Here is a 14,848-nt window from a genome sequence, read left to right as displayed (position 1 = left end):
TGCCTTTGTCGTTTGGATGGCATTATCTTTTCTGTTTCATGACATTTCTTATCCATTTACTTTGGAAGGGTTATCATTTCAAATATTGATGTTTTTTCTTTTCTACATTCCTTTTTTTTTATCTTTCAATTTGCTTTTAAGATTTCAAACATTCAAGAAAGAAAACAATAAAAAAAGCTGGAAATTCCAGCTTTTTTACTTATTCTCTTTCTCACGCTTCACCAGCATTTCCGTAATCAAATCAACCTGTTTGCTGACAGAGATCGGATCGTACGGGTAGAACGTGTCAAAGTCGTTGATAAAGACACGATTGTTTTTGACGGCGTCAAGGTTTTTCCAAATGGAAGACTGCTTGAGTTTGTCCAGCGTCTTGCTGTCGCCGTTCGGGTTATAGTCTGTTACAAACATGTAGTCGGCAGCATATTCAGGTACGACTTCCAAGGATAGTTCTTTGATGTCGCCTTTTTTGAAGATGTCCTTTTGAATCTTTTCAGGCGCTTTTAAGCCGAGCGCGTTGTACACGGCTTGGCCTCCGCGGCCGCCGTTGTCATTGAACACCCAGAATTGTCCTTTTTCTGTGTTTTCATAAATACCGAAAGTAGCCTTTTTATCGACGACTTGAGCGATTTTTTTCCTTGCTGATTTCGATTTCTGTTCGAAATCGGCAAGGAATTGTTCAGCTTCTTCTTTAGCTCCTGCAATGTCGCCAAACATCTTAACGGTTTCCTGAACATTTTTCGCCGTATTATAAGGAATCACAACGGTCGGTGCGATTTTGGACAGTTTGTCGTAATTTTCATCGTTCATGACAACAATTAAATCAGGCTTCAGTTTCATGACTTTTTCCACATTAATTGGGTCGCCTAAATCTGTCACATCTTTCATACGGTCCTTTAAAAACGGATTGGAGAAAGACCACGAGCCGGAGCCGACGACATTGGCGCCGACCGTGAACAGTTCACCGGCATAAAAGTCTGTCACGATGCGCTTTGGATGTGTTGGAATGTCTACTTTTCCACGCGTTGATTGATATGTTCTTGTCGTTTCTTCAGCCGCTTTTTCTTTGTTGCCGTTTGACGCATTGCCGCTTCCGCAGGCGCTGACCACGATACACAACAGCATAACTAAACCGATTATCAATAAGTTCTTTTTCACTTGACCCTCCTGTTGATATAAAGCATATGAAATTATCTAAGTGATAATGATTCGCATTATCAATGTAAATATAGCAAATGAATCCCTCTTTCGTCTATCACTTTTTTTGCTAAGTATGATTAGTGCTGTTTTGGTTAATTTGTTACTATAAACAGAAAAAGGATTGATGAAGTATGGCAGAAACGAACCCGGTGATCAAAAAACTGCAGTTCAAGGATAATGGACAGCCTGTACTGATCGTGAATCCGCCAGAGGCATACAGCGGCATCATGGCTGAATTTCAAGGCCATGTCGATCATCAGGCCGAAGCTGACCGGTACGATTTTGTTCAGGTATTCGCAGCGACCAACGCAAAGTTGCAGGCTTTAGCTAAAGAGGCTGAGCGTCATCTGGCGGAAGACGGACTGTTTTGGCTTTGCTACCCGAAAAAATCTTCGAAAGTCTACAAAGGATCGGACTGCAGCCGCGACACAGTAGCCGGACTGCTTGCGGACCAAGGCTATGAACCGGTTCGGCAAATTGCAATAGATGAAGATTGGTCTGCGCTCAGATTTCGCAAGGCGGAAAACATTAAAACGATGAAGCGCAAATTTGCCGTGACGGAAAAAGGTAAACAGCGTACAGATCAAGAATGATCATATATGTCTCTTTTCAGAGAGGCAGATGATTCAGCTTGTGAACGAAAGTACACAAAAAAGAAATAATATTATGTTCAATGTTTCACAAACTTTTTGTATAATGAATCTAATCTTTTAAAATACCATAGAAAAGAGGTATGCAGTATGAAGAAATGGGCATTTGTATCAGACTTTGATGGGACGATTTCCAAACAGGATTTTTACTGGATGGTCATTGATAAATATTTTCCGGAAGGCCGTGAATTGTTCAAGAAGTGGAAGGCCGGAGAATTAAAAGATATCGAGTTTTTGGGAACTGTTTTTGCTTCAATTCATCAAAGCGAGCAAAAAATCATTGATGACATTCATTCCATACCAATTGATGAATATGTGCCAGACTTCATTCAGCATGTCCAGAAAAACGGCGGCGATTTCTACATTTTAAGCGCCGGCACGAATTATTACATTCATTATATTTTAAAGAAATACGGGATTACAGACGTTGAGGTCTTTTCAAATAAAGGCTTTTTTAAAGAAGACAATGTTCATTTGGACATTGATGAGAATCATTGGCATTACTCTGAGCGCTATGGGATTGATAAATCAAAGGTCATTCAGAAGCTGAAAGAAGAGTACGAGACGATTTATTTTGCAGGTGACAGTGAACCGGATTCCCACCCGGCTAAATTTGCGGATGTAACATTTGCAAAGGATGCGCTCCAGGATTTGCTTCGTCAGCAGGGGGTGCCATTTGTAGCCGTTGAAACATTTGAAGACATTGAACAGTATCTTAAAGAAAAAGGGCGGATCGTCTAATGCCGCGCCAGGTTACCAGCATAGCCATTCCCGCGGTTTTGGACATTAGTGAAGGCGTGCTTGGCCGATTGGATGAGATATTGAGAAAACATCAGTTTGACAAGGCGATCATGTTTTTTGACGATTTTTCCTATCAGCAGTATGAACACTCATTAAAAGCCGCCTTTCAACATGTCAAAGTAGAAGCTGTTTTGCTGCCGTCCAACCTGGACATACAGGAGCTTTTGAAGCAGGCATTTTCAATCGGGAATTACGATGTCATCATTGCCATGGGCGGCGGGTATGTTGTCGATTGCGGAAAATACATCGCTTTTTCCAAGCGGACCCCGTTCATCAGCATTCCGACGTCGGCATCCAATGACGGGTTTGCGAGCAGCAATTGCTCGCTTCAAGTCGAAGGAAAAAAAACAACTGTGCCGGCAAGGGTTCCGTATGGAATCATAGCTGATTTGAGTATCATTCAAAAAGCGCCGGAGCACTTTATTTTGGCGGGGATCGGCGATTTGATGTCCAATATTACGGCACTTTATGATTGGGAGTTTGAAGAGTGGCAAGGGGTCAGCGATGTAAATGCGTTTGCGTCCATGCTCAGCAAGAAAGCGGTCAACAGCTTTGTCCGTACACCGATGCAGGATATTAAACAGCCGATCTTTTTAAAAGAGCTTGTCAGCTCTTTGACAATGGGAGGCATCGCCACGGAAATCAGCGGAAACAGCGCGCCGATCAGCGGTTCTGAGCACCTGATTTCCCATGCGTTGGACAAAATTGCGGAAAAACCGCAGATGCACGGCATTCAAGTCGGGGTAGCCACCTACATCATGGCTCATGTACAGGATCACCGGGCTGAGCGGATTGAAAAGGTGTTTACGAGAACAGGCTTTTTTCAATATGTGAAAACACTGAATCTGAACAAAGATGAGTTTCGCGAAGCGATCAATTTGTCGCACACTGTCAAGCCGAACCGCTATACGTACTTGCATGAAGCCGGCTATCGCGAAAAAGCGCTTCGCATCCTTGATGAAGATCCGATTCTGCAGGAAATATTTTAAGCAGGCCAAGCGGCTCGAAAAACGCCTTATTTGCTGTAAGGCGTTTTTTCCGTGGGCATCAGACGAAAATGACGGGGAAAAGCTGTGATACAATAAAGAAGGTATGGGTCATAAGTACGACGTTAGGGCTCGATTCTGATCAGGGAGAGTGTAAAATGTACAAACTAATCGCGATAGATATGGATGGAACATTGTTGAATGATCTTCATGAAGTAACAGAGGAAGTTCGGAATGCCCTGCATGCTGCAAAAAAGCAAGGCGTCAAAATCGTTCTCTGCACGGGCCGTCCTCTCGGCGGTGTAAGCCGCTATCTGGAAGAACTGAATCTAAATGAAGACGGCGATTATGTCATCGCCTATAACGGAGCGCTCGTTCAAAATACGCACACTCAAGAAGTCGTGTCAGAGCTGACACTGGGCTATGATGATGTGAAATCGTTATATGAGCTTAGCCAAAAGCTTGATACGCCGATGCATTTTTTTGATTCTGCTTATTTATATACGCCAAACCGGGAAATCAGCCCGTATACTGTTCACGAATCATACGTCACCAAAGTGCCGCTCCGGTTCCGGGCGATCGAAGAAATCCCGAAAGACCTTCTCGCGCCAAAGGCGATGTACATTGATGAACCGGAAAAGCTGGATCGGACGATCGCAGCAATACCGGAAGACGTCAAGGAACGTTATACAATGGTGAAAAGCTCGCCGTTCTTTTATGAAATTCTTCACCCTGCGGCAAGTAAAGGAAATGCCGTTCAGCAGCTTGCCGACATATTAGGCATCGCGCAAGAAGAAGTGATCTGTATTGGAGACAACGGAAACGACATGTCGATGATCGAATGGGCTGGATGCGGAGTCGCCATGGGGAATGCGATCCCTGAGGTAAAAGCTTCGGCCGATTATGAAACGCGTACGAATAACGAAAACGGCGTTGCTCACGCCATTCATGAGCTTGTATTGTCCAAATGAAAAAGCCGGTCCTTCGAAAGGCCGGCTTTTACCTATTTGCGGCGCCATGCTTCAATCCGCCAAATATGAGTCACCCAGTCTTCATAAAAAGACGGTTCATGGGAAACGAGCAAAATCGTTCCCTTGTAGTCGCAGAGCGCTTGCTTTAACGCACGCTTTGCTGATGTGTCAAGATGGTTTGTCGGTTCATCAAGAACAAGCAGATTGCTGTTTGAAAGCATCAGTTCCGCCAGCCGGACCTTTGCCTGTTCACCGCCGCTTAGCGTAGCAAGGGGCTGGCTGATATGCTTTGGCGTCAAACCGGATATCGCGAGCGTCTGCCTGATGTCTTTTTCCGATAGATCAGGAAAGAACGCCCGCAATTTTTCAAGCGGTGTATGATGAGAAGCCGGACTTTCCTGTCTGAAATAGGCCGCCTGTAAATGCTGTCCTGCTGTGACGGTGCCGCTAAGAGGCTTGAGATCACCGAGCAGCGTTTTAATGAGCGTCGATTTTCCGGCGCCGTTTTCTCCGGTAATGGCGATTTTATCGCCCCGTTTTACGGTCAGAGAAAGAGGCTTAAATAATGGAACGGTGTAGCCCGCCTCAAGATTTTCCGTTTTGAGTACGGTCATCGCCGGATTTCGCCCCGTTTTAAATGAAAAGCTGGGGACATAAGAATCTGTCGGTTTTTCGATTCGCTTGATTTTGCTTAATGCTTTCTCCCTGCTTTTGGCCTGCTTCGCCTTTCGGACCCTGTTCCGGTCGATAAACCCCTCTAGCTTTTTAATTTCCCTGTGTTGTTTGGCGTATGCGGCTTCAGCCTGTGCCCTGCTTTGCACATATTCCTTCAGAAAATATTGATAGCTGCCGGAGTACCGTTTGATCGTTTGATGCTCCAGATGGAATGTCACCGTCGTGATCTCATTTAAGAAGTGTTCGTCATGTGAGATCACGAGAAAGGCGTGCTTATAGTTTTTCAAATACCCCGTCAGCCACTCAATATGGGCCGCATCCAAATAGTTGGTCGGCTCATCCAACAGGAGCACATCAGGTTCTTCAAGCAGCAGTTTGGCCAACAGGAGCTTCGTACGCTGCCCGCCGCTTAAAGCCGCGACATCCTGATCAAGCCCGATTTCCGTAAAGCCGAGGCCTTGAGCGGCATCCTCAATTTTCGTTCCGATTTGGTAAAATCCTGAACTCTCCAGTTCGGATTGGAGCTCTCCGTATCTTTTCAAAATGGCCTCCAGATTGTCTTCGGCGTCGGCCATTTTTTCGGCAAGCCGATTCAGTTGCTTTTCGATTTCAAACAGCCGGTCGTACGCTTGCTCCATGTACTGAAGGATGGTTGTGCCTTTCGTCAGCTTGGCATGCTGTTCAAGAAAGCCGGCCCGAATGTTTGGCTGCCATTCAATGTTTCCGTGATCGGGCAGAAGGCTGCCTGTCAAAATCCGCAGCAATGTCGATTTTCCGGCTCCGTTTGCACCGACAAGGCCGGCGTGTTCGCCTTTCAGCAGGCGGAACCCGGCGTCTTGAAAGATAATACGGTCTCCATATATATGGGTCAGATTCGTGACATGAACAATACTCATGGTGATTCTCTCCTTCAGGCTTATTTTTTTTGAAAAAACAAGCCATCAAAAGAGAACAGCGTGAAGCCTCGCTATCCTGTCCGGCAAAAAAAGCGGGTAAGGCAAACTACACCTTACCCGCTACATATTTAAAATACAGCAAGAAAGGATGTCAAATCATATCAAACTGTTCCCGAGATGGCTTGTCTAAAAAAGGGCAGACTTCTCCCGTCTTTAAGCCAATTCTCTTTTAAGAACAGTTGATAAGATTTTCATTCCTTTCCACCTCGTTTTGGTCAAATTTACCTTCACAACACATTATATGAAGCGGAGTGCCGGTTGTCAAACCGCTGCCATATGAATTGACATCGTGCAGGCAGTGTGTTATTTAATTTGTGAACAGAATCGAACGATATATGTATATCATATGAGCAAAAGAGGAGAGAGACAGATGGCTAAAAAAGAATTTAAAGCAGAATCCAAGAGATTGCTGGACATCATGATCAACTCGATTTATTCCCAAAAGGAAGTCTTTTTAAGGGAGCTGATATCCAATGCGAGCGATGCCATCGATAAAATCTACTACAAAGCACTGACAGACGATTCACTGACGTTTAACAAAGATGATTACTACATAAAAATCTCCGCAGACAAAGAAAACAGAACGCTGACGATTGCGGACACCGGGATCGGCATGACGAAAGAAGAGCTTGAAGAACATCTTGGAACCATTGCCAAGAGCGGCTCGCTTGCGTTTAAACAAGAAAACGAATTAAAAGACGGGCACGATATTATCGGCCAGTTCGGCGTCGGTTTCTACGCCGCTTTTATGGTTGCGGACACCGTCACCGTCATGACAAAAGCCCATGGCAGCGATGAAGCGTATCAATGGGAATCAGCGGGGGCCGACGGCTATACGATCGAACCGGCTGCGAAAGAATCAGCGGGAACCGATGTAATTTTGAAGCTGAAAGAAAATACAGACGACGAAAACTATGATGAATACTTGGATGTTCATCGCTTAAAAGCGATCATCAAAACATATTCTGATTTCATCCGCTATCCGATCAAGATGGATGTCACCGTTAACAAGCCGAAAGAAGACGCTGAAAATGAATTTGAAGAAGTTCAGGAAGAACAGACAGTCAACAGCATGGTGCCGATTTGGCGAAAAAACAAAAGCGAACTGAAAGATGAAGATTACGAGGCGTTTTATACGGAAAAGCGTTACGGTTTTGACAAGCCGCTCGCTCACGTCCATACAAGCGTGGACGGCGCAGTGAGATATCATGCGATTTTATTCATCCCTGAAAATATTCCGTTCAACTACTACACGAAGGAATTTGAGAAGGGTCTTGAACTGTATTCGAACGGTGTGCTGATCATGGAAAAGTGTCCGGACCTGCTGCCTGACCACTTCAGCTTTGTCAAAGGAATGGTCGATTCAGAAGACTTATCGCTCAACATTTCGAGGGAGATGCTCCAGCATGACAGGCAGCTGAAGCTGATTGCCAAAAACATCAGCAAAAAAATCAAGAATGAGCTGAAAAGCTTGCTGAAAAATGACAGAGAAAAATACGAGTCTTTTTATCAATCGTTTGGCAGACAGCTTAAATTTGGGGTATACAATGATTTTGGAGCTCATAAAGATATGCTGAAAGACCTGCTGCTTTTCTATTCATCAAAAGAGAAAAAGCTGGTCACCCTTGATGAATATGTATCCAGAATGCCTGAAGATCAAAAATACATTTACTATGCGTCAGGCGACTCGTATGACCGAATTGAAAAGCTTCCTCAAACCGAGCTGGTTTCGGAAAAAGGGTATGAAATCCTTTATTTCACCGAGGACATCGATGAGTTCGCCATCAAAATGCTGGCGAATTATCAAGAAAAAGAATTCAAGTCGGTATCCAGCGGCGACCTCGGAATCGAAAACGATGATGAGCAAAATCAATCAGACGGGGACGACAGCCAATACAAAGACCTTTTTGAAGAGATGAAAAAGACCCTGGATGGAAAAGTGAAAAGCGTAAGGGCGTCAAAACGGCTGAAGACACACTCTGTATGCCTTGCCGCTGACGGAGAAGTCACCATCGAGATGGAGAAAATCTTAAACGCAATGCCTGACAACCAGCACGTAAAGGCTGATAAAGCATTGGAAATCAATACAAATCACGAAGTCTTCAAAACACTGCAGGATGCTTTTGAAAACGACAAAGATAAATTCAAGCTGTACACCGGCATCCTGTACAACCAGGCGCTGCTGATAGAAGGCTTGCCAATCGAAGACCCCGTCGAATTTACGAATGATATATGCAAAGTGATGGCATAAAAATAAAAAAGATACATCTCAGCTTTAGGCGAGATGTATCTTTTTTTGATGTTAATGTTTCACAACTTCCTGTCCCCGCACATTCCATGTCATCGCAAAGATGAGTGCTGCGATTGCACATGAAGCGGTTAAGAGCGTAAAGCCCGCATTCCAGCCGGATGCATCGACGATAACACCCATCAGCGCATTTGCCGTCAAGGTTCCGCCCAGGTATCCGAACAGACCCGTCAATCCTGCAGCCGTACCTGCCGCTTTTTTCGGAACAAAGTCAAGCGCCTGAAGACCGATCAGCATAACTGGACCGTAAATGAGGAATCCGATCGCGATCAATGATGCCATGTCGATCATCGGATTGCCGGCTGGATTGAACCAGTATACAAGCACCGCGATCAAAACACCTACCATAAAGACAAAGCCTGCCGGTCCGCGGCGCCCTTTAAACCATTTGTCAGAGATCCAGCCGCAAAGCAATGTCCCCGGAATCCCCGCCCATTCATACAGAAAATAAGCGACACTTGATTTGCTCATATCAAAGCCTTTTTCTTCGCTTAAATAGGTTGGCGCCCAATCCAGAACGCCGTAGCGGACGAAGTACACGAAAATGTTGGCAAGTGCGATCGCCCACACCCATTTATTATTTAATACATATTTAAAGAGGATTTCTTTCGTTGATAATTCCGTTTCAAATGTTTTCTTCGACTTGCTTGAATAATCGTTGCGGTATTCCTCGATTGGAGGCAGTCCGACAGACTGCGGCGTATCCCGGATCAGCCAGTAAGAAATGACGGCAACGGCGATGGCGACCAAGGCGGGCAAAATAAATACGCCTTCATAGCCTGTAGCAGATCCCGTAATGCCTGAGAAGATGGCGACGCCGGCAACGGCAATCGGCGCCATCAGTCCCCCGCCGACATTGTGGGCGACATTCCAAATAGCTGTTTTATTTCCCCTTTCGCTGACGCTGAACCAGTGGACAAGGACGCGTCCTGACGGCGGCCATCCCATGCCTTGGAACCAGCCGTTTAAGAACAGCATGATAAACATAATGGCGATCGATGAGGTGAAGAAAGGAACAAACCCCATCAACAAGCTGATGACAGCGGAAAGGATCAAACCGGCGGGCAGGAACATCCGCGGATTGCTCCGGTCTGATATCGTGGCCATCACGAACTTGCTCAGCCCGTAAGAGATGGATAGAGCGGATAAGGCAAAGCCGAGCGCCGACTTTGAAAATCCCTCTTCGATTAAATAAGGCATGGCAAGCGAGAAATTTTTGCGAATTAAATAGTATGCCGCATAACCGATGAAGATGCCGAGAAAAACTTGCAGTCTGAATTTCTTATATTCCGAATCAATTTGATCGTCCGGCATCCGCTCAATCGGCGGTGCTGGTTTAAACAGTTTTAACATGGTATACCCCTTCTTTATTCATTTACTTCTTTTCACGTAAAACATCGCGCAGCCGGTCCGGAAAGTTGGTGAACATTCCGGTCGCTCCCCAATCGAGCAGCCGCTTCATATCTTCTTTTTCATTCACGGTATAAGGATGGACCAGCATGCCGGTGCTTCGAATTTTTTGCACGTATGCCCGGTCAATGCGGTCAAAGTTCATGCCGAGTCCGACGCTGTAAGATTGATATTGTTTTAATTCGGCGTCAGTAATGGCAGCCGGTTTGTCGTACCATAATAATTGCACAAGCGGAATGTTTGGATTAGCGTTATGAATGATTTGTAAGCTTTCAGGACTAAAAGATTGAATGATGACTTTGCTTGAATGAATGTTTGCCCCGGTCAGTTTGTATTGCTTCAGAATGTCCAGGAGCTTTTCTTCCATATGATCATAGTCTTCCGGTGATTTTGTTTCGATATAGTAGCGCGCGCTTCTCCCGAATGTTTGGATGATTTCTTCCAGGGTAGGCACTTTCAGCCCAACGTACTCCGTTTTTGCCCGCTCAGGATATGCTTCGTTAAACCAGGAGCCTGCATCAAGCTGTTTGATTTCTTTCAGCGTATAGTCTTTGACAAAACCCGTACCATTGGTCGTGCGATCCAATGTCTCATCGTGCATGGCGACCAAATGTCCGTCTTTTGTCATTTGAAGATCGATTTCTATGTAATCGCCTTTCATTTTTTGCCCAAGCTTATAAGCCAAAAGCGTATGTTCGGGAGCATGACCCGATGCGCCGCGGTGTGCGACATTTAATAGCTGACTCGGATTGAGCTGCGGCTGGGAATGGCTTGCGGCCTCCGCATGCCCGCTGAGTCCAAAACCGGCGGCAACGATTGCAGCTGTTATAAGGAAGATGCTGCGGACAAGTTTTTTCATCAAATGATTTCCCCTTTCAAGTCGGTATGCAGAATGTTGGTTTCCGGTTTTTTTTCGCCTCCTTATGTGGACGAATAAAAAGAGAGATCCACAAAAAAACCCCTGGCACAAGAGGGTCTTATTGTGAATCTCCCATTCTCCGTCACTTGTATTAACTTCTTTCCTATCATACCAAAAATGGAAGCGCTGTCAATATGATTTTAAAAATAAAGAAACCTATCTTTTAAGATAGGTTTCCTGATTATTTAGCGGGCGAACAGCCGGTCGATGAAATCAATGTCCTCTTGAGACAGATTGACTTCTGCCGTTTTGAGGTTGTCGATCAGCTGATCTGCGCGTTTGGCGCCCGGGATCAACACATCGATTTCAGGTCTTGCCAAGTACCAGGCCAACACGATATGTGCGATGTCAACATTGTGTTTTTCCGCGATCGGCGCAAGCTGGTTCACTTTTCTAATGTTTTCTTTGAAGCGTTCGCCTTGGAAGTTTTCCATTTCTCTTCTCAGGTCGCCTTCCGGGAACGTTGTATCTTCGCTGTATTTTCCGGCGAGCAATCCGGAGACAAGCGGGAAGTAAGGAACAAATGAGATGTTATGCTCCTGTGTATACGGGAAGAATGTCGCCTCAGCTTCCCTGTTCAGCAAGTTGTATTCGCCTTGGAGCACATCCACCAATCCGTCTTTGTTCGCTTCTTTCAGCTGCTCAAGCGAAAAGTTGGATACCCCGATCGCTCTGATTTTGCCTTCCTGCTTCAGTTCATGGAGCGCTTGAACCGCTTCGTCTTTCGGCGTGTTCTCATCAGGGAAATGGATATAGAAAAGGTCGATGTAGTCAGTTTGCAGACGCTCCAGACTTTCTTCAACGGATTTTTTCAAAAATGCAGGGGAGTTGTCAAAGACAAAATCGTCGCCTTCTTTCTTATGGGCGGCTTTTGTCGCAATCACGACATCCTCGCGGTTGAATTCTTTGAGGACTTCGCCGATTAATTCTTCGGAACGGCCGATGCCGTATATGTAGGCGGTATCTAAAAATGTGACGCCGTTTCTGATCGCTTCCCGCACCAATTCTTTTCCCGTTTCTTCATTGAGATTCGGATAAAGGTTATGTCCTCCGACGGCATTGGTTCCCAAACCAATCGGGAATACGTGCAAATCTGATTTGCCAACTTTAACTTTTTTCATTGGATTCCCCTCCTGAAATGATATGTTGATCAATAAACTTGGCCGGCCGTTTGGATACAGCCGGTCAAGGGTGTCCACTTCAACTATACATGTTTTGCCAAATGGATTTCAATGTTGCGCTCTTTACAGTACTCGTGATATTCCTCATCCAGCGCCTGAGATGTGACGATCGCGTGCAATCTGTCAAACGGCGCGTACGTCAGCAAGGTCGACTTCCCGAATTTGGAATGGTCGGCCAGCAAGTATACTTGTTTTGCTTTTTCGGATATTTTCTTTTTAATTTCATATTCGAGCAGATCGGAGTTTGTCAGTCCATGGGTAAGTGTTGCTCCTGTTGCCGACATGAAAGCTTTATTAATATTATATTTATCCAATGTTCCCGGATCATCCATGCCGACGAAGGACTGCGTTTTCCGTTTGTAGTTGCTGCCGATGATGATCAAGTTTATATTTTGCATCGCGGCAGCAGCGTTGATAATGTCGAGGCTGTTCGTTAAAACGGTTACATTTTTATTTGGATCAAGAGTTTCCAATATGGATTGGGTCGTTGTGCCGGAATCGATAAAGATCAGGTCATGGTCTTCAATAAAACGTGAAGCGTAGTACGCGATTTTCATCTTGGCATCCTTGTTTTGAATGGTTCTGTTTTCAAACGGGATTAAGGCCGTTTTTTCGATCGCCGTTACGCCGCCGTAGACTTTTTTTATGACTCCTTTCTCGGTCAGCTTGTTAATGTCGCGTCTGACCGTGTTTTTGGAAACATTAAAGACCTGGCAAAGCTCATCAAGCGAAACGGTGCCATTGGTCAAAATATATTCTTCCATTTCTTTAATCCGCATTAACTTCATACCAAGTATCTCCTTCTAGTATATTTGGCTAAATATATATAATAAACCCAAAAGTTAACCAATAATTGTTTAAAAAATGATAACATTGGTGATTATTTTTTGCAAGATTTGTCCTGTTCCTTTTTATTATACAATGTTTTTCTAAATCATTTTAAGGTTTTCTATAAATCTTACAAAAGAAAAATTTAATGATTTTGATTGACTTATGGGTAAGACCGGATTAGAATATAACCAAGAAGTGACCAAAACGTGATAAAGTTGAGAAATTTCTGAGTGTAAACGTTTTATTGCGTTGCGGTTCTTTTGATAAAATCATCGTTCTATTCATTAATTTCTTTTGTAAGCGTTTAATTCCTGTTTTTTGCGAAAATCCGTTATGCACTGAAGAGCCGTTCGGCATTCATACATAATGGTTGGAACCTGCCCCATCTGTACCAGGAGATGTTTAATATTCAAGGAGGTTATAAGAATGGCAGAAATCAGAAAGTTAAGAAACTATATTAATGGAGAATGGGTTGAAAGCAAAACCGACAAATACGAAGATGTAGTCAATCCTGCGACGAAAGAAGTGCTTTGCCAGGTGCCGATTTCGACGCGCGAGGATATCGAATACGCAGCGCAAACAGCGGCTGAAGCGTTTAAGACATGGTCAAAAGTGGCCGTTCCGCGCCGGGCAAGAATTCTATTTAACTTTCAGCAGCTTTTGACTCAGCATAAAGAGGAGCTCGCCCACCTCATCACGATTGAAAACGGAAAAAACACGAAAGAAGCGTTGGGCGAAGTTGGACGCGGCATCGAGAATGTCGAGTTTGCAGCTGGAGCGCCATCCCTGATGATGGGAGATTCACTTGCTTCAATTGCAACCGATGTTGAAGCGGCGAACTACCGTTACCCGATCGGAGTCGTCGGCGGAATTGCCCCATTTAACTTCCCGATGATGGTACCGTGCTGGATGTTCCCGATGGCCATTGCGTTAGGAAACACATTTATTCTGAAACCTTCCGAGCGGACGCCGCTCCTGACGGAAAAGCTTGTTGAACTGTTTGAAAAAGCCGGACTTCCTAAAGGGGTCTTCAATGTCGTATACGGTGCTCATGATGTAGTAAACGGCATTCTCGAACACCCAGAAATTAAAGCGATTTCATTCGTCGGTTCAAAACCGGTCGGAGAATATGTCTATAAAAAAGGAAGCGAAAACCTGAAACGCGTTCAATCGCTGACAGGCGCTAAAAACCACACCATCGTTCTGAACGATGCCAATCTTGAAGACACGGTAACAAATATTATCGGCGCTGCTTTCGGATCTGCCGGCGAACGCTGTATGGCATGTGCAGTAGTGACGGTTGAAGAAGGGATCGCAGATGAATTCATGGAGAAATTGGTTCAGAAAGCATCTGAAGTCAAAATCGGAAACGGACTTGACGACGGTGTATTCCTCGGACCTGTCATTCGCGAAGACAACAAGAAACGCACACTCGGCTATATACAAAAAGGAGTTGAAGAGGGTGCGAGACTTGTCTGCGACGGACGTGAAAATGTGACAGATGAAGGCTATTTCGTCGGCCCGACAATCTTTGACAATGTCACAACTGATATGACGATCTGGAAAGACGAGATTTTTGCTCCTGTATTGTCAGTCATCCGTGTGAAGAACTTGAAAGAAGCGGTTGACATCGCCAACCAATCCGAATTTGCAAACGGCGCATGTTTGTTCACATCGAATTCGAATGCGATCCGCTATTTCCGTGAAAACATTGATGCGGGAATGCTCGGTATCAACTTGGGCGTACCGGCTCCGATGGCATTCTTCCCGTTCTCAGGATGGAAGTCTTCGTTCTTTGGCACATTGCATGCGAACGGAAAAGACAGCGTCGATTTCTATACGCGCAAAAAGGTCGTCACTGCAAGATATCCGGCGCCTGACTTCAATAAATTGTGAAAAAACCGAGCGGCGCGGTTCCCGCGCTGTTCGGATCATGTTTCAAGTTTGAAAAGGAGGCTTTATC

At 44.9% G+C, this 14,848-nt stretch carries 12 protein-coding genes; 6 read left to right on the top strand and 6 right to left on the bottom strand.

The window, feature by feature from the left end:
- Nucleotides 1-195 precede the first annotated feature (195 nt).
- Nucleotides 196-1,155, bottom strand: coding sequence for an iron-hydroxamate ABC transporter substrate-binding protein (locus tag M1D59_RS21630; protein ID WP_020453558.1), 960 nt, complete (start codon nucleotides 1,153-1,155; stop codon nucleotides 196-198).
- A 173-nt stretch (nucleotides 1,156-1,328) separates the two neighbouring features.
- Between M1D59_RS21630 and M1D59_RS21625 the strand changes: the two genes are divergently transcribed.
- The 4 genes from M1D59_RS21625 to yidA all read left to right on the top strand — a co-directional run bounded on the left by M1D59_RS21625 (nucleotide 1,329) and on the right by yidA (nucleotide 4,605).
- Entirely contained in the window at nucleotides 1,329-1,790 is a 462-nt protein-coding gene (locus M1D59_RS21625; RefSeq protein ID WP_020453557.1) for a hypothetical protein, read from the top strand.
- A 147-nt stretch (nucleotides 1,791-1,937) separates the two neighbouring features.
- Nucleotides 1,938-2,588 carry an MtnX-like HAD-IB family phosphatase gene (locus tag M1D59_RS21620; protein ID WP_020453556.1) on the top strand — a complete coding sequence of 217 codons (651 nt, stop codon included), beginning with the start codon at nucleotides 1,938-1,940 and terminating at the stop codon, nucleotides 2,586-2,588.
- A complete protein-coding gene (locus M1D59_RS21615) occupies nucleotides 2,588-3,637 on the top strand; it encodes an iron-containing alcohol dehydrogenase family protein (protein WP_026580381.1) in 1,050 nt (349 codons plus the stop codon). The genes M1D59_RS21620 and M1D59_RS21615 overlap by 1 nt, the downstream gene beginning before the upstream one ends.
- Before the next feature lie 155 nt (nucleotides 3,638-3,792).
- Entirely contained in the window at nucleotides 3,793-4,605 is an 813-nt protein-coding gene (gene yidA / locus M1D59_RS21610; RefSeq protein ID WP_026580380.1) for a sugar-phosphatase, read from the top strand.
- A gap of 32 nt (nucleotides 4,606-4,637) precedes the next feature.
- On the opposite strand, the gene M1D59_RS21605 is transcribed toward yidA, so the two are convergent.
- Nucleotides 4,638-6,176 carry an ABC-F family ATP-binding cassette domain-containing protein gene (locus M1D59_RS21605; RefSeq protein ID WP_020453553.1) on the bottom strand — a complete coding sequence of 513 codons (1,539 nt, stop codon included), beginning with the start codon at nucleotides 6,174-6,176 and terminating at the stop codon, nucleotides 4,638-4,640.
- A gap of 430 nt (nucleotides 6,177-6,606) precedes the next feature.
- Between M1D59_RS21605 and htpG the strand changes: the two genes are divergently transcribed.
- Nucleotides 6,607-8,487 (top strand): molecular chaperone HtpG, encoded by a 1,881-nt coding sequence (htpG, locus tag M1D59_RS21600; protein WP_023856871.1) that lies wholly within the window; start codon nucleotides 6,607-6,609, stop codon nucleotides 8,485-8,487.
- Between the two features lie 51 nt (nucleotides 8,488-8,538).
- Here htpG and glpT read toward each other — a convergent pair whose 3' ends face one another.
- The 4 genes from glpT to M1D59_RS21580 form a co-directional block, all read right to left on the bottom strand.
- On the bottom strand, nucleotides 8,539-9,897 hold the full coding sequence (gene glpT, locus M1D59_RS21595; RefSeq protein WP_020453551.1) for a glycerol-3-phosphate transporter: 1,359 nt from the start codon (nucleotides 9,895-9,897) through the stop codon (nucleotides 8,539-8,541).
- Between the two features lie 22 nt (nucleotides 9,898-9,919).
- On the bottom strand, nucleotides 9,920-10,813 hold the full coding sequence (locus M1D59_RS21590) for a glycerophosphodiester phosphodiesterase (RefSeq protein WP_020453550.1): 894 nt from the start codon (nucleotides 10,811-10,813) through the stop codon (nucleotides 9,920-9,922).
- A 245-nt stretch (nucleotides 10,814-11,058) separates the two neighbouring features.
- Nucleotides 11,059-11,994, bottom strand: coding sequence for an aldo/keto reductase (locus tag M1D59_RS21585; protein ID WP_020453549.1), 936 nt, complete (start codon nucleotides 11,992-11,994; stop codon nucleotides 11,059-11,061).
- Between the two features lie 83 nt (nucleotides 11,995-12,077).
- Entirely contained in the window at nucleotides 12,078-12,842 is a 765-nt protein-coding gene (locus M1D59_RS21580; protein ID WP_023856873.1) for a DeoR/GlpR family DNA-binding transcription regulator, read from the bottom strand.
- A 469-nt stretch (nucleotides 12,843-13,311) separates the two neighbouring features.
- On the opposite strand from M1D59_RS21580, the gene iolA reads away from it, so the two are divergent.
- Complete coding sequence (gene iolA, locus M1D59_RS21575) at nucleotides 13,312-14,781, top strand: methylmalonate-semialdehyde dehydrogenase (RefSeq protein WP_458117690.1); 1,470 nt, start codon at nucleotides 13,312-13,314, stop codon at nucleotides 14,779-14,781.
- Nucleotides 14,782-14,848: the final 67 nt, after the last annotated feature.

It is taken from the genome of Bacillus sp. PK6-026 (assembly GCF_054161455.1).
Note: the sequence above shows the minus strand (reverse complement) of the source record. Positions and strands in the feature narration are given on the sequence as shown.